Raw genomic sequence first — 20748 nt, 5'->3', positions numbered from 1 at the left:
AACGGTTCTGTTTTGCCCGAGGTGTCAAATGGCTTTGCTGTCAGAATCAGCCGTCTTGCGACTCACGCAAGCCGTTGATTTCGTTATCCTCGGCTACTGTGCATGGGGTTGTTTTCGCTTGTTTTTGTTTTGAGGTCACCCGGACCTCAGGTCGGCGCTAGCGATTCCCGCCGAACAGCCGGTCCATCAGCCAGCCATCGAGTCCTGCGGCTGCCTCCGGTCGCGCATTGGCGCGCGTGGGGGGTGGGCGATAGCCGCCGTTGCTGGCCGGTGCGGGTCCGGGCGCTGCCGCTGTTGGCGGCGACACCTGCGACGTCGCCTGCGCCAGGTTCGACAGGCCCCAGCCACCTGGAGAGCTCGGCAAGGCTGCTACCGGCACGCCCTCGTGCGCTGTGCGCATGAAGCGCGACCAGACTTCGACCGGCAAGCCGCCGCCGGTGGCCTTCTTGGTCGGCGAGTTGTCGTCATTGCCGAGCCACACGCCGGTGACGAGGTTGGCGGTGTAGCCGATGAACCAGGCGTCGCGGTAGTCCTGGCTGGTGCCGGTCTTGCCGGCCGCTGGCCAGCCCGGGATCTCCGCCTTCTTGGCGGTGCCGCTGATCAGCGTTTCCCGCATCATCGCGTTCATCATGCCGACATAGCGCGGGTCGACCACCTGGTTGTGCTCGTCCGCCTGGCGCATGTAGAGCAGCTTGCCACTGAGCGTCCTGATCCGCGTGACGACATGCGGCGTCGCCGTGAAGCCGCCATTGGCGAAGGGTGCATAGGCGCCGACCAGCTCGACCATCGAGACTTCGGAGGTGCCGAGCGCGATCGAGGCGTTGGGCTCGAGTTTCGAGGAGATGCCGAGCCGGTGCGCGGTGCGCACCACGTTCTTCGGCCCGACCTCGAGGCCGAGGCGAATGGCGACCGTGTTGAGCGACATCGCGAGCGCCTGGGTCAGCGTCACCGCGCCGAAATATTCGTGGGTGTAGTTCTCAGGCCTCCAGCCCTTGACCTCGATCGGCGCGTCCTGGCGGACCGTGTCGGGCGTCAGCCCCTGCTCGAGCGCGGTCAGGTACACGAACGGCTTGAACGAGGAGCCCGGCTGGCGCCTGGCGGTGACCGCGCGGTTGTACTGGCTCTCGGAATAGTTCCGCCCGCCCACCATGGCGCGAACCGCGCCGTCGGGCGTCATCGCCACCAGTGCGCCCTGGCTGACATTGAATTTCACGCTCTTGGCCGCGAGCTCGTCGATGATGGCGGCTTCCGCCACGCTCTGGAGCTTCGGATCGATCGTGGTCTCGACCTTGATGCTCTCGTCGATCTGGCCGACCAGATCGTCCAGCACCTCGCCGATCCAGTCGGCGACGTAATTGACCGTGCCGGCGCCGACCGGCTTCACATTGTAGGAGGGCTGGCCGATCGAGGCCTGCGCCTGCGCTTCGGTGATGAATTTGGCATCCGCCATCGCCGTGAGCACGATTTTCGCGCGCGCTTCTGCGCCCTCGGGGTTGCGGTTCGGCGCGAGCCGCGAGGGCGATTTGACGAGACCGGCCAGCATCGCCGCTTCCGCGACGGTGACGTTCTTGGCCGATTTGCCGAAATAGCGCTGCGCGGCGGCCTCGACGCCGTAGGCGCCGGAGCCGAAATAGACGCGGTTGAGATAGAGCTCCAAGATCTCGTTCTTGGAATGCTTGCGCTCCAGCCAGATCGCGAGCTCCGCTTCCTGCAGCTTGCGCGCCATGGTGCGTTCCTGGGTCAGGAACAGGTTTTTCGCCAATTGCTGCGTCAGCGTCGAGCCGCCCTGCGACACGCCGCGATGGAGCACGTTGGTGACGAGCGCACGCAAGATGCCTACGGGATCGATGCCGAAATGCGAATAGAAGCGGCGATCCTCGATGGCGATGAACGCCTTGGGTAGATATTGCGGCAGATCCTTCAGCGAGACGTTGGCGCCGGCCATCTCGCCGCGCTGCGCCAGCATGCTGCCGTCCATGCCGACGATCTGGATCGTCGGCGGCCGCTTGGGGATTTCCAGCGACTGGATCGGCGGCAGATGAGCGCCGACATAGATCACGACGCCGATCACGGCGATCGCGCCCCACAGGCCCAGCACCGCGCCCCAATAGACCAGGCGGCCGAGGCTCGCGCCGATGCGTGACTTGGATCGGCGCTTGGCACTGCCGCGGCCGGCTGGCGCCTTGCGCTCGCGCGGCGGCTCGTCGCCGGCATCCTCGCTCTTGCGCTTGGCAGATGATTTCGTTGATTTCTTCGGCTTCTCATCGCCGCCAGGAATGCGGTCGGCCGCGGTCAGGCGCAGATCGGCGAGTGCCGCAGGCAAGCCGAACAACGGCTCCTTCCGCCCACCCTTTTTCTTTCCCAACCCCATACGCAAACGCCCGGTCAGCCCGCCCCGCCGCACGCTAGCGGTCGCTGTTTAAGGCCCGGTTACCCAGAGCTTAACGCGCGATTAGGAGGTGCGGCATTCGCTGGCCGCAGTTCCGCTGGGAGGTCGGCAGAGCTAGGATCGCCGGCATAAAAGAAAAGGAAACCCAGATGGGCCACATCGATCCAACCAAGGAGATTTTCGCGCAGTTCCGGGACAACGACCGTCCCGGCCCGATCCACATGCTCAACCTGGTGCGCTTACGCAAGGAGGCAGCCTATCCAGATGGCCGCAAGGCGAGCGGCGCGGAAGCCTATGCGGCCTATGGCCGCGAGAGCGGCCCGGTGTTCGAACGCCTCGGCGGCCGCATCGTCTGGCAAGGCAAATTCGAGTTGATGCTGATCGGCCCCGAGACTGAGCGCTGGGACCATTGCTTCATCGCCGAATACCCAAGCGTCGCCGCGTTCGTCGAGATGATCCGCGATCCCGTCTATCGCGAAGCGGTTAAGCACAGGCAGGCCGCCGTGGAGGATTCACGGCTCATTCGGCACGCAGTGCTGCCGGTGGGCAAGAACTTTGGCGAGGTGCCGGCCTGAGCGGCGTCGGCGGAACTCCCTCCTCAAGGTGGATGGCCGGGCTTGACTCGGCCATCCACGCCTCACCTGCTTGCTCCGAGAGAACTAACCCGCCGGACCCGCATCTTCCAGGAGCGGGCCGAACAGCTCCCAGCGTTCGCCGTTGAACTTCATCATCTGAAGCTGCTTGTTGACGCGGTAGTCGGTCGCCGAGGTGTTGGCCTTGATGCCGGGCAGGGCGATATCGCTGGTCACGTCCTTCAGCGAAGCCGCCTGCTTCATGACGTTTTCGCGCGTCAGGTTGTCGCCGCACTGCTGCAGCACGTGGGCCAAAAGCTGGGCGGTACCGTAGCCGTAGGTATTGAAGTTCGAATCCTTGTCGCCGTCCGGATAGTACTTCGCCATGAAGTCGAAATACTTCTTCAGGCCGGCATCGTCCTTCCAGGTCGGATCGAGCGGATCCTTGCCGTAATTGACGCTGATCACGCCCTTGGCGGCGTCGAGACCGGCAGGCTTCATCACCGCGCCGACCGAGGTGGCGTTGATGTCGACGATCTGCACCGGCTTCCAGCCGATCTCGCCGATCTTCTTGATCGCCTGCGCCGCTTGCTTCGGCGTGCTGGCGCTGAAGAACAGATCGGCGCCGGCATCCTTGATCTTGAGGATCTGCGAATCGACGGTCGGGTCCGAGACTTCGTAGGAGGACTCGTTGACGATCATCTTGGCGGCCTTGTCGCCGAGCCCGGCCTTGATGCCGTTCAGATAGTCCTTGCCGAGATCATCGTTCTGATAGAGCACGCCGACTTTGGCGTTTGGATATTCCTTCAGGATGTACTGGCCGTAGATGCGGCCCTCGACGAAATAGTTAGGGTTGTAGCCCATCGTCCACGGAAAGTTCTTCGGGTCCGTGAACTTCGAGGCGCCGGTGGCCGCGAACAGCTGCGGCACTTTCTTGGAGTTGAGATATTTTTGCACGGCCGCATTCGATGGCGTGCCGATGATCTGGAAGGTCAAGAGCACCTCGTCGCTCTCGACCAGCTTGCGCACCTGCTCCACTGCTTTTGGCGGCGAGTAAGCGTCGTCATACTGGATCAGATTGATCTTGCGGCCGTTGATGCCGCCCTGGTCGTTGATCATCTTGAAATAGGCGGCCTGGGTCTTGCCGATCGACGCGTAGGCCGATGCCGGTCCCGAGAACGGCACGGTCTGGCCGACTTTGATCTCGGTATCGCTGGCCCCCGGATCATATTTCTTCTGGGCATTGGCCGCCGAGACCGATAGCGCCAGGGTCAGCGCCGTTGCCGTGGCCAGATGCAGCATTCCATTCCTCATTCGCATTTCCTCAATGTTTGTTGCCGGTGATCAATCAGGTGCGCCTGTGCGCACCTGATGTCACCGCTGACGGCGATAGTGGATGAGGCGTTGTTGCAACGCAAGCTGGGCGTGCGCCCGCAGTTCGTAGCATGCGCGGCTGCGCAGCAGGTTTGTAAGGTGGGCCAGCGCCGGCGGATGCGCGAAGTGCAGTCCGCCGGGCGTAACCCGCCCTATGAGATATCCGAGAGGCTAACCCGCTGGACCCGCATCCTCCATGATCGGGCCGAACAGCTCCCAGCGTTCGCCGTTGAACTTCATCATCTGCATCTGCTTGTTGACGCGGTAGTCGTTCGGCCCGGTGTTGATCTTGATGCCGGGTAGCGCGAAGCTCGGGGTGAAGTCCTTGATGTTAGCGACCTGCTTCATCACGTTCTCACGCGACAGGTCGTCGCCGCACTGTTTCAGCACCTGCGTCAGCAATTCGGCGACTGAATAAGCATAGGTGTTGACGGTATTGAGCTTGTCGCCTTCGGGGAAATACTTGTCCATGAAGGCAAAGAACGCTTTCACGCCCGGATCGTCCTTCCACTGCGGATCGCCGGGCTCCTTGCCATATTGGGTGGAGATGATGCCCTTGGAGATGTCGAGACCGGCCGGCTTCAACGTCGCCGAGATCGGGCTCGCGTTGATGTCGAGAATGTGCACCGGCGTCCAGCCGAGCTCGGCGACCTTCTTGATCGCCTGCGCCGCGAATTTGGGTGTCGAGGCATCATAGAAAAGATCGGCGCCCAACGACTTCAGTTTGACCACCTGCGAGTCCACCGTCGGATCGGTGACCTCGTAGGACACCTCGCCGACGATCATGCTGGCGGCCTTGTCGCCGAGACCGCTCTTGAGGCCGGCGAGATAGTCGCGGCCCATGTCGTCGTTCTGGTAGAGCACGCCGATCTTGGCGTTCGGATGCTCCTTGAGGATGTACTTGGCGTAGATGCGTCCCTCGGACACGTAGTTGGGATTATAGGCGATGGTCCAGGGATAGTTCTGCGGATCGTTGAAGCGCGCGGCGCCGGTCGAGGCCAGCAGTTGCGGGATCTTCTTGCCGTTGAGATATTTTTGCACGGCAGCGTTCGCGGCCGTGCCGATGATCTGGAAGGTGAACAGCACCTCGTCGCCTTCGACGAGCTTGCGCACCTGCTCGACCGTCTTCGGCGGCGAATAGGCGTCGTCATACTGGATCAGATTGATCTTGCGGCCGTTGATGCCGCCCTGATCGTTGATCATCTTGAAGTAGGCGGCCTGGGTCTTGCCGATATTGGCGTAGACGGAATAGGGTCCGGAGAACGGCACGGTCTGGCCGATCTTGATCTCGGTGTCGCTCGCGCCGGTGTCGTATTTCTTCTGGGCGAGAGCTTGGTTGGCGGAGAACGCGAAGGCGAGCGCCGCCGTGGCGGTGATGAAGGCTCTGCGATTGCTCATGTGGGCTTGTTCCTCCTGACGGAATTTCCGACCGACGGTCTTGTCCCGTTGATTGCCAACGGTCGCCATCGCTGTCGGAGATTGTGGAGGAACGGCAGGCGCCGCGCAAGGATCGCGGTGCCGCGCTATGGCATCTCAGGTCAGGAACAAGGCCAACAGCGCGAGCGCCGCCGGCAGCGCCTGCACGATCAGGATCCGCGTGCTGACGGTCGCCGCGCCAGAAGCGCCCGCCACGATCACGCAGAGCAGGAAGAACGCCTTGATCTGGAACGCGAAGGCCGGATTGCCGTGCACCAGCCCCCAGACCAGGCCGGCGGCCAGGAAACCGTTATAGAGTCCCTGGTTCGCGGCCAGCACCTTGGTGATCGCTGCCTTCTCCGGCGTGTTGCGGAAAACCTTCAAGCCCTGCGGCTTGTCCCAGAGCAACATCTCCAGGATCAGGAAGTAAGCGTGCAGTGCGGCGACCAGCGCCACCAGGATATTCGCGATCCAGATCAAGTTGAGCTCCCCCAGCGTCAGCTTTCGGGTGGACGCTAGCACGGCTGGCGTGGCAAGTGCGATGGCGTGTTTCGATGCAATGGTGCCGCAATGCCCGCGCGACCGACCAAACCGCCTGTAAGCTTCGGCCTCGATCGGCTGGCGACGCCGATCGGGATGGCGCTGCTGATCACCGACGCTGAGGGCGCCTTGCGCGCGCTCGACTGGGAGGATTACGAGCACCGCATGCGCGAGCTCTTGCGCCTGCATTACGGTCTGGTGGACCTGAGTGACCAGCCCGCGCCCGCGGCCATGCGGACTGCGCTGTCGGACTATTTCGACGGCGATCTCGGCCAGCTCTCAGACATCGCCTGGCGCATCGCCGGCACGCCGTTCCAGCAGAAGGTCTGGAATGCATTGGCGCAAATCCCTGCCGGCACCACAATGAGTTACGGCGCGCTCGCCGCAAGGATCGACACGCCCAAAGCCATTCGCGCCGTCGGCCATGCCAACGGCTCCAATCCGATCAGCGTGGTGCTGCCGTGCCACCGCCTGATCGGCGCCGATGGTTCTCTGGTGAAGTATGGCGGCGGCCTCGAGCGCAAGCGCTGGCTGCTGCGGCATGAAGGCGTGGCGGTCTAAGCGCCTGTTTGACAACGGTTGAGCGATTGGCGGCGGCCGGCGATGGGCCGTCGAGCGAGCCTTCGGCCGCTCTCCCCCGCCGTGACCGAATCCATCAGACGTTCGACGTCATTACTTTCTGCACGATCTTCCAAGTCCCGTTCACCTTCAAGCACGACAACAGGTCTGTGAAGTAACGCGGCGGGATGCGCAATTTCACCTTCAAAAGCGCGAGCTCTCCTTCAACATCCGTCGACAGGATCTGATCGTCTCGCTCGAAGCCCTGTTGCTTTGGAGCTTTCATGTCGCGGACCGCTGCCAGCCAGGTCGCAATCGGCGTCACGCCCACGTTGCCGTCCTCGGCGACCTTCGTCACGGAACTCAAGGGGTGAAATATGGATGCAAATTTCTCGGCATCCATTTCATAGGCAGCATCGAAATAGGTTTGCGCAAGGGAGTGCAAGGCGGGAACGTCCGTATTCATTGTCATCCTCAAAGCCGTTACACCGGGCATTCATGCGGCCCGGCCCGGCCAGCCGTGCCGAGCGTCAGCCTGGCGCCCGTGCAGAAAAGCACCGTAGGTCGTCGAATTGCGGGTGGGAGCCTACGGCATAGTTGTTTATGAAGCCAGCCGACTTGCGCGGCATGGGCTTATGATCGATATTCATAGACGATGACAAACGAATTGAACGAGCTCGCGACGTTCGCAATCGTGGCCAGTGAACGAAGCTTTACGCGCGCTGCGATAAGGCTGGGTGTGTCTCAGTCTGCCTTGAGTCACACAATCCGGAGGCTTGAGCAACGGCTTGAGCTGCAGCTGCTCGCTCGAACAACCAAGAGCGTTGCGCCAACCGCTGCGGGGGCAGCTCTTTTGGAAGACTTGTCTCCGGCGCTTGAGCAAATTCGTCACGCCCTCGACAAGGCCCGAAGTGTTCGGCAGCGACCCGAAGGTCGTCTCCGAATCGTAATGTCACGATCAGCTGCCGTGATGGTGTTGTTGCCGCGGTTGAGAGCTTTCGCTGAGTCCTACCCGGACATCGTTCTGGACGTTGTTACCGTCACTGGCCCCGTGGACCTTGTTGCAGGCGAGTTCGATGCCGGTATCCAGCTTGGCGAGTACATTCAAAAGGATATGATCGCGGTTCGCCTCACGCCCGAACTGCGATTGGCGGTAGTGGGCTCGCCAAGCTATTTCGCTTCACGAAGCATCCCCAAGAAACCAAAGGATCTGAACGATCATCGGTGCATTACGCTGCGTCTTGCGGGTGGACCATATCGGTGGGAGTTTCAGCAGGGACGAAAGTCGGTCACGATCAACGTGAACGGCCCACTCATCATTGACGATACCCACCTGGTGATCCAGGCGGCGCTCGCCGGGGTTGGTGTGGGACTCGCTTATGAAGAGCAGGTCGCCGAATATGTTGCGAAGCGCCGCCTTGTCCGGGTGCTGGAGGATTGGACTCCGCCAATTCCGGGCTTCTTCATGTATTATCCCAGTCGTCGGCATCAACCGGCGACGCTGTCTGCGCTGGTGAACGCGCTGCGATTCTCCGAACAAAAGTCGGCGCGATGATTCAGCGGGGAATGACGAGAGAAGTCAGGCCGCTGGCTGAACCGCCTTGTCGCCGGCCATCACGTGGGTCAGCGCGCTCTTGATCGCGGCCTGACGTGTCGGCGCGCTGATCTGTGCGCCCAGGAGATCGGTGACGTAGAACACGTCGCGCGCGCGCTCGCCGAAGGTCGCGACATGGGCCGAGGCGATGTTGAGGTTGAGCTTCGAGATCGCGGTGGTCAGCTCGTAGAGCAGCCCGGGGCGGTCGAGGCCGGACATTTCGATCACTGTGTAGCGGTCGGACCATTGGTTGTTGATGGTCACTTCCGGCTCGATCACGAACGGCCGCGCCTTGCCGCGCACGGTGCGCCGGGCCACCACTTCGGGCAGACGCAGCTTGCCTTCCAGCACGTCCTCGATCATCTCGCCGATGCGTGTGGCGCGCCGTCCCTCGTCCTCGTCGCGGTCGTATTCCCTGGAAATCGAGATGGTGTCGAGCGCGCGACCGTCGGTCGTGGTGTAGATCTGGGCATCGACGATGTTGGCACCGGCCGAGGCACAGGCGCCTGCGATGATCGACAGCAGCCAGGGATGGTCGGCGGCGAAGATGGTCAGCTCGGTGACGCCACGCACCTCGTCGAAGCCGACATTGATCGCGAGCTTGTGGCCCGCCTGCTCGCTGGCACGGACGAAGCGCGCGTGGCGGATCTTGCGCGGCAGCTCGACCTTGAGCCAATAGGCCGGATAGTGCCGGGCGATATAGGCGTCGAGCTCTTCCGCCGGCCATTCCGCGAAGGCGTTACGGAATTCGGCATACGCGGCCGTGAGCCGCTTGCCGCGGTCTACCTCCGAGAAGCCACCCGTCAGCACCGGTTCGGTCTCGTAGTACAGCGAGCGCAAGAGCTGCGCCTTCCAGCCGTTCCACACGCCTGGGCCGACGCCGCGGATGTCGGCGGTGGTCAGGATCGTCAAGAGCTTCATCTGCTCGACCGACTGCACCACGGCGGCGAAATTCTCGATGGTCTTGCGGTCGGAGAGATCGCGCGACTGTGCGACCGTGGACATCGTCAGATGCTCCTCGATCAGCCAGGCCACGAGCTCGGTGTCGGCCGGACTGAAGCCGAGCCGCGGGCAGAGCCGTCGCGCCACCTTGGCGCCGGCGATCGAGTGATCCTCGGGCCGGCCCTTGGCGACGTCGTGCAGCAGCGTCGCAATGTAGATCACGGAGCGATGCTCCGGCCGGATCTTGCGCATCAGGTCGCTCGCCACCGCGAATTCCTCGATGCCGCCGCGTTCGATGTCCTGGAGGAACCCGACGCAGCGGATCAAATGCTCGTCGACGGTGTAGTGATGATACATGTTGAACTGCATCATCGAGACGATCTTGCCGAAGGCACGGATGAAATGGCCGAGCACGCCGGTCTCGTTCATCCGCCGCAGCACGATTTCCGCGTTGTCGGATGTCAGGATCTCCATCAACAGCCGGTTGGCTTCGGGATTCTCGCGCATCTGCGCGTTGATCAGGCCGAGCGAACGCGTCACGTCGCGCATCGCGTCCGGGTGGAAGGCGAGATTGTTCTTCTGCGCCAGGCGGAAGATGCGGATCAAATTGACCGGATCATGCTTGAACACGTCGGGCGCGGCGACGTTGATGCGGTTGTTGTCGACGATGAAGTCGTCGCTGTCGGGCACTCGCCGCTTCACCGCGGTGGGGCGCAGCCGCGCCATCATCCGGCTCAGCACCGGCGCGGGCTTGGCCTGCTGGTCCTCGAGCTTGGCGCAGAGGATGGCGGTGAGGTTGCCGACTTCCTTGGCGACCAGGAAGTAGTGCTTCATGAAGCGTTCGACGTCCTGCATGCCGGGATGCGAGGTGTAGCCGAGCCGGACCGCGATCTCGCGCTGGAGGTCGAAGGAGAGGCGCTCTTCAGGGCGACCGGAGTAAAAGTGAAGATTGCAGCGCACCGACCAGAGGAAGTCGGCGCAGCGGCGGAAGGTGCGGTATTCCTGCGCGTCGAACACGCCGCGGTCGACCAGTTCGTCGGTGTCGCTCACGCGGTAGACGTACTTCGCGATCCAGAACAGCGTGTGCAGGTCGCGGAGCGCACCCTTGCCGTCCTTGACGTTGGGTTCGACCAGATAACGCGATTGGCCGCCGCGGCGATGCCGCTCCTCACGCTCGGCGAGTTTCGCGGTGACGAACTCGGACGCGGTGCCTTGCACGACCTCCTTGTCGAAGCGGGCAACCAGCTCGTCATAGAGCGGCCGGTCTCCGGTAAGGAAGCGCGTCTCCAGGATCGCGGTGCGGATGGTCATGTCGCCGCGCGCCTGCCGGATCGACTCGTCGACCGAGCGCGTGGCGTGACCGACCTTCAGCCCCATGTCCCAGAGGCAATAGAGAATGGCCTCGGCGACCTGCTCGCCCCAGGCGGTCTGCTTGTAGGGCAGGATGAAGAGCAGATCGATGTCGGACTCGGGGGCCATCAGGCCGCGGCCATAGCCGCCGGTCGCCACCACTGCCATGCGCTCGGCACCGCTCGGAATCGGCGAGCGGTAGAGATGGCGGGTCGCGGCCGAATACAGGATGCGGATGATCTCGTCCTGCACGTGGCACAGTCGCTCGGCGCAGCGCCGGCCATGACGGTCCTTCAGCAGGATCGTCTGTGCCGCAGCGCGCGAGGCAATCAGCTCGGCCTTGAGCAGTTGCGCCATGGCCGTGCGGAACGCGTCCTCGCGTCCCTGGTGCTTCTCGGCAAGCGCATCGACCGCGGCGGTGATCCGCGCGGTGTCGAAGCGATCGTCCACCTCGGCCTTGTGTTCAGTCGCGACGCTGTCCATGTCTCACCGGATATAAGAGGCGGCCGGCGCTGTCACCCGCCATTCTCTCGCAATAGTCGTTCCATGCTGGAAAGGTGCGGCTTTGGGCAAAGCTGTTCTCAGCCGGCGCGCTTTCGAGGGATGGATTTTCTCGTTGATTTCTAGATCTAACTCATTGAAAAACAATGAAGTTTTGAGGAGGTCTGGCATGACCAGGATTACGCGACGCATACTGTTGGCGGGAGCGGTCGCTCTTGCCATGTCCCCCGCGGCGCGGGCGGCGGATCCGCTCAAGGAAATCCGTATCGACTGGGCGACCTATAATCCGGTGTCGATGGTCCTGAAGCAGAAGGGGCTCCTGGAAAAGGAGTTCGCCAAGGACGGCATCACCGTCACCTGGGTGCAGTCGGCCGGCTCCAACAAGGCGCTCGAATTCCTCAATGCGGGCTCGATCGACTTCGGCTCGACCGCGGGCTCGGCGGCGCTGGTCGCGCGTATCAACGGCAACCCGATCAAGTCGATCTACGTCTATTCGCGTCCCGAATGGACGGCGTTGGTGACATCAAAGGATTCCAAGATTGCTAATGTCGCCGATCTCAAGGGCAAGCGGGTCGCGGTGACGCGCGGCACCGATCCGCACATCTTCCTGGTGCGCGCATTGCTTGGCGCAGGTCTCACCGAAAAGGACATCACGCCGGTGCTGCTCCAGCACGCCGACGGCAAGACCGCGCTGATCCGCGGCGACGTCGATGCGTGGGCCGGGCTCGATCCGATGATGGCGCAGGCCGAGGTCGAGGACGGCGCGAAACTGTTCTATCGCAAGGCCGACGCCAACACTTGGGGCATCCTCAATGTGCGCGAGCAGTTTTTGAAAGACTATCCGGACGCCGCCCGCCGCGTGCTCGCGGTGTACGAAGAGGCGCGCAAATATTCGCTCGCGAATTACGACGAGCTCAAGAAGACCTTCATCGCCGTGACCAAGCTGCCGGAGCCTGTCGTCGACAAGCAACTCAAGGAGCGCACCGAGCTGACCCACAGCCGCATCGGCGCGCCCCAGCGCGAATCGATCCTCGCCGCGGGCCTCGCCCTGCAACAGGCCGGCGTCGTCGACGCCAAGGTCGACGTGAAGGCGACGCTGGATGGGCTGATCGACGATCAGGTGCCGCTGCCGACGAATTAAAGGTAGGCGCGCGGCAAACTCGGTCGTCGTCCCGGGGCGCGAAGCGAGCCCGGGACCCATAACCACAGGAAGTGGTTTGGCGCCAAAGGGGCAACTCCAAGTCCCCGTAGCCACGCCTTCCCGTGGTTATCGGTCCCGGATCTGCGCTCCGCTTCGCTGCGATTGTCCGGGACGACGCCGAGAATGCCGCGCGCCCTTGCAATCCCGCACAAGACGCGCTTCCTACCGGCCATGATCTCTGACGCGCCAGTGCTGCAACAGACTACGGAACCGGCCGAGAGCGCCGCGCCCTCGCGGCTGTCGCGCTATGCGGGGCCGACGCTGGGATTAGTGTTGCCACTGACCCTCGCGCTTGGCTGGGAACTCGTGGTCTGGTCCGGCTGGTCCAACGGCCGGCTGGTGCCGCCGCCCTCGCGCGTGTTCGCCACCGTCGTTGATCTTGCGCGCTCCGGCGAACTGTTCCGTCACATCGCCGCAACGCTGTGGCGTGTCGGCCTCGGCTTCGCGTTCGGGGTGGTCGCGGGCACCTTGCTCGGCGCCATATCCGGCTATTGGTCGCTGGCGCGGCGGCTGCTCGACCCGACCGTGCAAGCGCTGCGCGCGATCCCGTCGCTGGCCTGGGTGCCGCTGTTCATCCTCTGGCTCGGCATTTTCGAGACCTCGAAGATCGCGCTGATCGCGGTCGGCGTGTTCTTTCCGGTCTATCTCGGCGTGATGGGCGCGATCCTCATCGTCGATCGCAAGATCGTCGAGGTCGGTCGCACATTCCGTCTCTCCGGGCCTGCCATGATCCGCCGTATCCTGCTGCCCGCGGTGCTGCCGGCCTATGTCGTGTCCTTGCGCGTCGGTCTTGGTCTGGGCTGGATGTTCGTGGTGGCGGCCGAGCTGATCGGCGCGTCCGAAGGCCTCGGCTATCTCCTGCTCGACGGCCAGCAGCTCGGCAAGCCCGCGCAGATCCTCGCCGCCATCGTGATCTTCGCGATCCTCGGCAAGCTCACGGATTGGTTGATCGAGATCGCGGCTGCGCCCTTCCTGCGCTGGCAGGACGCCTTTGGGCGTACAACGGGAGCATAAGGCGATGCTGGCGCTCGACCGGGTCAGCAAGACCTATCCCAACGGCGTGCAGGCGCTGGCGCGCTTCTCCGCCGAGATCAGGCAAGGCGAGATCGTCGCCATCATTGGCGGCTCGGGCTGTGGCAAGTCCACGCTGCTGCGCGCCATCGCGGGCCTCGACCGCGCAAGCTCGGGCACGGTGACGCTGGACAACGAGGCGATCGCCGCGCCGCATGCCAAGATCGGCATCATCTTCCAGGAGCCGCGGCTGCTGCCCTGGCTCAGCGTCGCCGACAATATCGGCTTTGGTCTTGCCGATGGGCCCGCGACCGAGCGGCGTGAAAAGGTGGCGCGTGCGCTCGAGCGTGTCGGGCTCGCCGAGAAGGCGCAGGCCTGGCCGCGCGAGCTCTCGGGCGGGCAGGCACAGCGCGTCGCGATCGCCCGCGCGCTGGTGCCGCAGCCCGAGGTGCTCTTGCTCGACGAGCCGTTCTCGGCGCTCGACGCTTTCACCCGCAGGGACCTCCAGGATCATCTGCTCGATCTCTGGGCCGACACGCGGCCGACGCTCATCCTCGTCACCCATGACGTCGACGAGGCCGTGGTGCTGGCTGACCGCGTGCTGGTGATGCGGCCGCGGCCGGGCCGGCTGTTCGACCAGATCGAGATCAACCTGGGCAGGCCACGCGACCGCAATTCGCCGCTGTTCGAGAATTTCAAGCGAAGTGTGCTGACGTCACTCGACCGTTCGCTCGACCGCAGCGTGCCCGACCGTGACGCAACCCAGGGTCCCGGTCAGGCCATGTGGTGGTGACAATTTCGCTCCGAGCCGGTACATCGCAAGCCGGTACTTCGTAGAGACGATTTTCCCGGGAGAGACAAAATGGACGCCGCAGCACTGCGCCAGATGCAGGCCCCGATCAAGGAGCGCTACAAGACCGACCCCAAGACCGCGATGATCACGTTGAAGGCCAAGGGCTCGACCGACAGCGAGGGCATCGCCTGCAAGGTCGAGACCGGCCGCGCCATCGCGATGGCCGGCCTGCATCCCGCGACTGGCGGCTCCGGCCTCGAGCTCTGCTCGGGCGACATGCTGCTCGAGGCGCTGGTCGCCTGCGCCGGCGTCACGCTGAAATCGGTCGCGACCGCGATCGAGGTGCCCTTGAAGACCGGCAACGTCTACGCCGAGGGCGATCTCGATTTCCGCGGCACGCTCGGCGTCGACAAGGAGACGCCGGTCGGCTTCGCCGAGATACGTCTGCGCTTCGACGTCGATACTGATGCGCCGCAAGACAAGCTCGACCTGCTGCTCAAGCTCACCGAGCGCTACTGCGTGGTCTATCAGACCATCAAGAACGGCCCGAAGGTCTCGGTGTCGATGCAGCGGATGTAGCGAGCGAAGGCCGCTCGCCCAACAATTCGTGTCGTCTCGGCGAAGCCCGGGACGACAAAAGAAAAAAATGTCCCCCGAGCTCCACCTCATCCTCATCCTCGTTCTGCGCATGATGGTCGCGGCGGCGTTCGTCGTGACGGCGTCGATCATCACCGAGCGCTCAGGGCCGGTGATCGGCGCGCTGGTCGCGACCTTGCCGGTTTCGGCCGGGCCATCCTACGTCTTCCTTGCGCTCGACCACGATGCCGCCTTCATCGCGCAGGGCGCGCTGTCGAGCTTGCCGGTCAATGCCGCGACGATCTTCATGTGTCTCACCTATGTGGTGCTGGCGCAACGGCGCAGCCTTCTGGTGAGTTGCGGAAGCGCGGTCGCGGTCTGGATCGTGTTCGCCTCGATCATCAAGCAGTTTGACTGGCCGCTCACCGCCGGGCTCGCCGCCAATCTGATCGCATTCGGCATCTGCATTCCGCTGCTCGCGGGCTATCGCCATGTAAAGATGCCGCTGGTGACGCGACGCTGGTATGACGTGCCGATGCGGGCCGCGCTGGTCGCGACCCTCGTCGCAATCGTCGTCTCGACCTCGGGCTGGGTCGGTCCCCGGATCAGCGGCATCATCGCGCTGTATCCGGTGGTGTTTTCCAGCATCATGGTGATCCTGCATCCGCGAATCGGCGGTCCGCCGACCGCCGCGGTGCTGGCCAATTCGGCCTGGGGGCTGCTCGGATTCGGAATGGCGATCGCGGTGTTGCACGTGGCGGTGGCGTGGTTCGGCTCCGCCGTCGGTCTTGGGCTTGCACTCGCCACCTGCATTGTTTGGAATCTTACGCTGTGGGGGATCGGGCGGCGTACGCTGCACAGGGCGCGGCAAGCGCCGTGACACTACGGACATGCGGCGCGGCGTCGCCGGATACTTCCGTAGCAAACTCGCCATGACCGGTCACGAGACGCATTCCTTCAAACTCCTGAAGGACCAAGGCCATTTCAAGTCGCAGCGCCGACCGAGCAGCGTGTAAGGCGCGCCGTCGTGCAGCTTTAGGCTGCTTTGTCGGCCATCGCCTTTCGCAGAATTCGTTAGCACTTTATTCGAGTCTTATGGGTACTGAATTATTCTGCATACCCGCCTCGGTCTTCGCAATGCGAGTTTTACCGGCGGAAGTTTCGATTGGAATTCGGCGCGTGTGCCGCGCCGTCACGTCCCCTGATCCCGTCACGCAATTTCATGATTTCGGAGATTCACTGATGTTTGGTCGCAAGTCCCGCAACGACGCGGATGCTCAGCTCGCAGCCATCGGCCGCTCGCAGGCCATGATCGAGTTTGCCATGGACGGCACGATCCTGACCGCCAACCAAAATTTCTTGAACGCCCTCGGCTATTCCCTCGACGAAATCAAGGGAAAGAAGCACGCCATGTTCATGCCGGCCGACCAGCGCGACGGCGCCGAGTACAAGGCGTTCTGGGCTGAATTGAACCGCGGCGAGTATCAGGCAAGCGAGTTCAAGCGGATCGCGAAGGGCGGCCGTGAGATCTGGATCGAAGCATCCTACAATCCGGTGCTCGACGGCAACGGCAAGACGGTGATGGTCGCCAAGATTGCGACCGAAATCACCGAGAAGAAGATCCGGAGCATGACGGCCTCTTCGAAGATCGCCGCTATCGGCCGCGCCCAGGCCGTGATCGAGTTCAAGCTCGACGGCACCATCGTCACGGCCAACGAGAATTTCTGCAACGCGCTTGGCTATTCGCTGGCCGAGATCCAGGGCAAGCATCACAGCCTCTTCATGCCCCAGGCCGAGCGCGACGGCGCGGCCTATCGCGAGTTCTGGGCCAAGCTCAACCGCGGCGAATACCAGGCTGGCGAGTTCAAGCGCATCGGCAAGGGCGGCCGCGAGGTCTGGATTCTCGCCTCCTACAATCCGCTACTCGATGAGAACGGCAAGCCCTTCGGCGTCGCCAAGTTCGCGACCGACGTCACGGCGGAGAAGCTGAAGAATGCCGACCTTGCGGGCCAGATCTCGGCGATCGAGAAGGCGCAGGCGGTGATCGAGTTCAACATGGACGGCACGATCATCACCGCCAACGCCAATTTCCTCGGCGCCCTCGGCTATTCGCTGGCTGAGATCAAGGGCAAGCACCACAGCATGTTTGTCGAGCCCTCGGAGCGCGATGGCAATGGCTATCGCGAGTTCTGGGCGGCGCTCAACCGCGGCCAGTATCAGGCGGCCGAATACAAGCGCATCGGCAAGGGCGGCAGGGAGGTCTATATCCAGGCCTCCTACAATCCGATCATGGATCTCAACGGCAAGCCGTTCAAGGTCGTGAAATATGCGACCGACGTCACGAAGCAGGTGCTGGTCCGCATGGGCAACGAGCGCGTCCGCGGCATGATGGAATCGGTCGCCGCCGGATCGGAAGAGCTGAACGCCTCGGTGCGGGAGATTTCCGGGGCCATGACCAAATCGCGCGAGACGGCGATGAGCGCGGTGGAGCAGGTCGCGTCCGCTGATGCCCAGGCCCAGCGCCTCACTGAAGCGGCGCTGGCGATGAGCGGGATCGTCGAGCTCATCAACAACATCACCGGGCAGATCAACCTCCTGGCACTTAACGCCACCATCGAATCCGCCCGCGCCGGCGAAGCCGGTCGGGGCTTTGCGGTGGTGGCCTCGGAGGTCAAGAGCCTCGCCAACCAAGCCAAGCAGGCCACTGACAAGATCGGCGCTGAGATCGGTAGCCTCAACGGCATCTCTGGAGACGTCGTCACCGCCCTGGCTTCGATCAAGACGGCCATCAGCAACGTCAGCGAATATGTGACGTCGACGGCCGCGGCAATCGAAGAGCAGAGCACGGTGACCAACGAGATGTCGACCAGCATGCAGCGCGCCGCAGCGGAAGCGGCGGCGATCGCGGCGAGGGCGTAGCGTTCAGAAGCATAGGGTGGGTTAGCTAAGCGTCCCCCCACTTCTCGCGCGCTGACAAAGGTGGCGGGTTACGCCTTCGGCTAACCCACCCTGCGGCACCGTCACTGCTTCGGCAGCTTGGCCTTCAACGCATACAGCGCATCGAGCGCTTCGCGTGGCGACATCTCGTCCGGATGCAGCGCCTTCACCGCGTCCATCAGCAGTTCGGCCTCGCTCGGCGGTGTGGCTTCTGCGGCGGCGCGCGAGGGCACTGCGAACAGCGGCAGATCGTCAGCAAGCGCGCGCGCGGTCTGGCCGCGGTCCTGGGCTTCCAGCTTCGCCAGTACCGATTTGGCGCGCGTGATCACGGCCGGCGGCAGGCCCGCGAGCTTGGCGACCTGGATGCCGTAAGAGCGATCGGCCGAACCCGGCAACACCTCGTGCAGGAACACGACATTGCCCTGCCATTCCTTCACCCGCACGGTCGCGTTGAACATCCGCGGCAGCTTGGCGGAGAGCGCCGTCAGCTCGTGGTAATGCGTCGCGAACAGCGTGCGGCAGCGGTTGCTCTCGTGCAGGTGCTCGATTGCGGCCCAGGCGATCGAGAGGCCGTCGAAGGTCGCGGTGCCGCGGCCGATTTCATCAAGGATCACGAGCGCGCGCTCGCCGGCCTGGTTGAGGATGGCAGCGGTCTCAACCATCTCGACCATGAAGGTGGAACGGCCGCGGGCGAGATCGTCGGCGGCGCCGACACGCGAGAACAGGCGGTCGATGATGCCGATCCGCGCGCGTGTCGCCGGCACGAAACTTCCGATCTGGGCGAGCAACGCAATCAGCGCGTTCTGGCGCAGGAAGGTCGACTTACCCGCCATGTTCGGACCGGTCAGCAACCAGAGCTGGCCGGATTTTTGCGCAGGGCCCGGCGAGAGATCGCAGGCATTGGCGATGAACGGCTGGCCATTGCGCTTCAAGGCCTGCTCGACCACGGGATGGCGGCCCGCCTCGATCGCGAAGCCGAGAGACGAGTCCACCTCGGGCCGCACATAGTTCTCGTCGAGCGCCAGCTTGGCCAGCGACGACGCGACATCGAGCAGCGCAAAGGCGTGGGCGGCGGCGCGCAGCTCCTCGCTGATTGCCAAAGCCTTGGCGCAGAGCCGCTCGAAAATCTCGAGCTCGAGCCCGAGTGCGCGGTCGCCGGCATTGGCGATCTTGGCTTCGATCTCCCCGAGCTCGGAGGTGGTGAAGCGGACCTGGCCGGCCAGCGTCTGGCGGTGGATGAACGTGGCGTTCAGCGGCGCCGACATCAGCTTGTCGCCGTGCTGCGCGGTGACCTCGACGAAATAGCCGAGCACGTTGTTGTGCCGGATCTTGAGCCCCTTCACACCCGTGTTGTCGGCGTAGCGCGCCTGCATCGAGGCCACCACCAGGCGCGAGGCGTCGCGCAGGTTTCGCGTTTCGTCCAGCGCAGGCTCATAGCCCTGGCGAACGAACCCGCCGTCGCGCTTGATCAGCGGCAGTTGATCGTCGAGCGCCCTGGCGAATTCCGCCGCGAGCTCGCGCGATGGCTTTTGCAGCGCCGCCATCACCACGGCGATCTCCTGCGGCGGCTGGTCGAGTTCGTCAAGCCGCGTTAGCACCTGGTCGGCGGCGATGATGCCATCGCGCAGGCCGGCGAGGTCACGCGGACCGCCGCGGCCGACGGATATACGGGCCAGCGCCCGCGACATGTCCGGGGCGCCGCGCAGGATGCTGCGGATGTCCTCGCGCGCGGCCGAGTCGGCAACGAAGCTGCCGACGGCATCGAGCCGCCGCGCAATCGCCGCCGCATCGGTCAGCGGCGCGGCAAGCCGCTGCGCCAGCAGGCGCGAGCCGGCCGAGGTCACCGCGCAGTCGATCGCGTCGAGCAGCGAGCCGCGGCGTTCGCCGGCGAGTGTCCGCGTCAGTTCGAGATTGGCGCGGGTGGCGGGATCGATCGCCATGGTCGCGCCCGAGGCTTCGCGCGCGGGCGGCGACAGCGGCGGATGCTTGCCGACCTGGGTGCGGTCAACATAGGTGACGGCGGCGGCGGCGGCAGTGGCTTCCAGCCGCGTGAGCTGGGACAGTCCGTCCATGGTCGCGACGGCAAAATAGTCGCACAGCCGCTTCTCGGCAGTGGCGCCGTCGAAGACGTCGCGGGTCAGCGGCGTCACCGCCGGCAGCTCGCGCAGGGTCTGTCCGAGCTCGCTGTCGTTATAGAGCGCGTCGGTGACGATCACCTCGTTCGGATTGATCCGCGCCAGCGTGGCGGCGAGTTCGCCGCCCGAACATTCCGTCACCGTGAATTCGGCGGTCGAGATGTCGATCCAGGCGAGGCCAAAGCGGTCACCGCCCGCCGATGAGCGCGCGCGCGCGAGCGCCAGCAGGTAATTGTTGGCGCGCGCGTCGAGCAGCGTGTCCTCGGTCAGCGTGCCCGGCGTGACCAGGCGCACCACGCCGCGGCGCACGACGCTCTTGTTGCCGCGTGCTTTCGCCGCCGCGGGATCCTCGGTCTGCTCGCACACCGCGACCCGGTGCCCGGCGGTGATCAGCCGGTGCAAATAGTCCTCGGAGCGCTCGACTGGCACGCCGCACATCGGGATATCGGCGCCTTGATGCTTGCCGCGCTTGGTCAGGACGATGCCGAGTGTCCTGGAGGCGATCTCGGCGTCCTCAAAGAACAGCTCGTAAAAGTCGCCCATCCGGTAGAACAGCAGAAGGCCCTGATGTGCCGCCTTGATTTCAAGGTACTGTTCCATCATCGGCGTGACGCGCGCGGCAGCTTCCGCCTGCGGCGCGGGCGTATCGTCGGGAGGCGGTGCAGGGATCGGTTGTTGCATTGTCATGGGCGGCGCAACCTACAAAATTTCGCCCCGCGCTCCTATCGCTTTGGCCGGAGAGGGGAGGTTTTCCACGTTGTCCGCACCGCGGCATGCGCAACTCGCGTGCACACCCCTCGGAACACGCGCGTATCGGTCAATTGACCTGCCGCGGGCGCCCTCCTAAAACTCCGTCGAC

Annotated in this window: 16 protein-coding genes and 1 pseudogene; 10 read left to right on the top strand and 7 right to left on the bottom strand. The window is 64.0% G+C overall.

The window, feature by feature from the left end:
* Positions 1–157: 157 nt before the first annotated feature.
* Positions 158–2371, bottom strand: coding sequence for a transglycosylase domain-containing protein (locus tag RX329_RS41435; RefSeq protein WP_085349760.1), 2214 nt, complete (start codon positions 2369–2371; stop codon positions 158–160).
* 167 nt (positions 2372–2538) lie between these two features.
* Between RX329_RS41435 and RX329_RS41430 the strand changes: the two genes are divergently transcribed.
* Positions 2539–2964 (top strand): DUF1330 domain-containing protein, encoded by a 426-nt coding sequence (locus RX329_RS41430; protein ID WP_018455884.1) that lies wholly within the window; start codon positions 2539–2541, stop codon positions 2962–2964.
* An 84-nt stretch (positions 2965–3048) separates the two neighbouring features.
* Here the strand turns inward: RX329_RS41430 and RX329_RS41425 are convergent, their stop codons facing one another.
* The 3 genes from RX329_RS41425 to RX329_RS41415 form a co-directional block, all read right to left on the bottom strand.
* Positions 3049–4275: an ABC transporter substrate-binding protein gene (locus RX329_RS41425; protein ID WP_085385519.1), complete on the bottom strand. Its 1227-nt coding sequence runs from the start codon at positions 4273–4275 to the stop codon at positions 3049–3051.
* Between the two features lie 231 nt (positions 4276–4506).
* Positions 4507–5733 carry an ABC transporter substrate-binding protein gene (locus RX329_RS41420; protein ID WP_026233046.1) on the bottom strand — a complete coding sequence of 409 codons (1227 nt, stop codon included), beginning with the start codon at positions 5731–5733 and terminating at the stop codon, positions 4507–4509.
* 135 nt (positions 5734–5868) lie between these two features.
* Positions 5869–6231 carry a DUF1304 domain-containing protein gene (locus RX329_RS41415; RefSeq protein WP_162496325.1) on the bottom strand — a complete coding sequence of 121 codons (363 nt, stop codon included), beginning with the start codon at positions 6229–6231 and terminating at the stop codon, positions 5869–5871.
* A 90-nt stretch (positions 6232–6321) separates the two neighbouring features.
* Between RX329_RS41415 and RX329_RS41410 the strand changes: the two genes are divergently transcribed.
* Positions 6322–6852 (top strand): methylated-DNA--[protein]-cysteine S-methyltransferase, encoded by a 531-nt coding sequence (locus RX329_RS41410; protein ID WP_085361947.1) that lies wholly within the window; start codon positions 6322–6324, stop codon positions 6850–6852.
* A 94-nt stretch (positions 6853–6946) separates the two neighbouring features.
* On the opposite strand, the gene RX329_RS41405 is transcribed toward RX329_RS41410, so the two are convergent.
* The gene (locus tag RX329_RS41405; protein WP_085349795.1) at positions 6947–7315 is read right to left on the bottom strand and encodes a nuclear transport factor 2 family protein; all 369 of its coding nucleotides are present in this window, start codon (positions 7313–7315) and stop codon (positions 6947–6949) included.
* 189 nt (positions 7316–7504) lie between these two features.
* Here RX329_RS41405 and RX329_RS41400 point away from each other — a divergent pair.
* A pseudogene (locus RX329_RS41400) lies at positions 7505–7633 on the top strand (LysR family transcriptional regulator); the annotation flags it as partial.
* A 186-nt stretch (positions 7634–7819) separates the two neighbouring features.
* Entirely contained in the window at positions 7820–8404 is a 585-nt protein-coding gene (locus RX329_RS41395) for a LysR substrate-binding domain-containing protein (RefSeq protein WP_317246493.1), read from the top strand.
* A gap of 24 nt (positions 8405–8428) precedes the next feature.
* Here RX329_RS41395 and RX329_RS41390 read toward each other — a convergent pair whose 3' ends face one another.
* Positions 8429–11218, bottom strand: a complete 2790-nt coding sequence (locus tag RX329_RS41390; protein ID WP_085361945.1) for a [protein-PII] uridylyltransferase — start codon at positions 11216–11218, stop codon at positions 8429–8431.
* A gap of 187 nt (positions 11219–11405) precedes the next feature.
* Between RX329_RS41390 and RX329_RS41385 the strand changes: the two genes are divergently transcribed.
* From RX329_RS41385 to RX329_RS41360, 6 genes are all read left to right on the top strand, one after another.
* Positions 11406–12377 (top strand): aliphatic sulfonate ABC transporter substrate-binding protein, encoded by a 972-nt coding sequence (locus RX329_RS41385; protein WP_085349765.1) that lies wholly within the window; start codon positions 11406–11408, stop codon positions 12375–12377.
* A gap of 231 nt (positions 12378–12608) precedes the next feature.
* Positions 12609–13451 carry an ABC transporter permease gene (locus RX329_RS41380; protein ID WP_085349796.1) on the top strand — a complete coding sequence of 281 codons (843 nt, stop codon included), beginning with the start codon at positions 12609–12611 and terminating at the stop codon, positions 13449–13451.
* A gap of 4 nt (positions 13452–13455) precedes the next feature.
* On the top strand, positions 13456–14241 hold the full coding sequence (locus tag RX329_RS41375) for an ABC transporter ATP-binding protein (protein WP_018455896.1): 786 nt from the start codon (positions 13456–13458) through the stop codon (positions 14239–14241).
* A gap of 69 nt (positions 14242–14310) precedes the next feature.
* Positions 14311–14820, top strand: coding sequence for an OsmC family protein (locus RX329_RS41370; protein ID WP_027566043.1), 510 nt, complete (start codon positions 14311–14313; stop codon positions 14818–14820).
* A gap of 67 nt (positions 14821–14887) precedes the next feature.
* Positions 14888–15697, top strand: a complete 810-nt coding sequence (locus RX329_RS41365; RefSeq protein ID WP_085361944.1) for a hypothetical protein — start codon at positions 14888–14890, stop codon at positions 15695–15697.
* A 362-nt stretch (positions 15698–16059) separates the two neighbouring features.
* Complete coding sequence (locus tag RX329_RS41360) at positions 16060–17736, top strand: PAS domain S-box protein (RefSeq protein ID WP_085361943.1); 1677 nt, start codon at positions 16060–16062, stop codon at positions 17734–17736.
* Between the two features lie 101 nt (positions 17737–17837).
* On the opposite strand, the gene mutS is transcribed toward RX329_RS41360, so the two are convergent.
* Positions 17838–20576, bottom strand: coding sequence for a DNA mismatch repair protein MutS (mutS, locus tag RX329_RS41355; RefSeq protein ID WP_085361942.1), 2739 nt, complete (start codon positions 20574–20576; stop codon positions 17838–17840).
* Between the last annotated feature and the right edge of the window lie 172 nt (positions 20577–20748).

It is taken from the genome of Bradyrhizobium sp. BWC-3-1 (genome assembly GCF_032917965.1).
Taxonomy (GTDB): Bacteria; Pseudomonadota; Alphaproteobacteria; order Rhizobiales; family Xanthobacteraceae; genus Bradyrhizobium; species Bradyrhizobium canariense_D.
The sequence above is the reverse complement of the archived record's forward strand: the minus strand, read 5'-3'. Positions and strand labels throughout refer to the sequence as shown.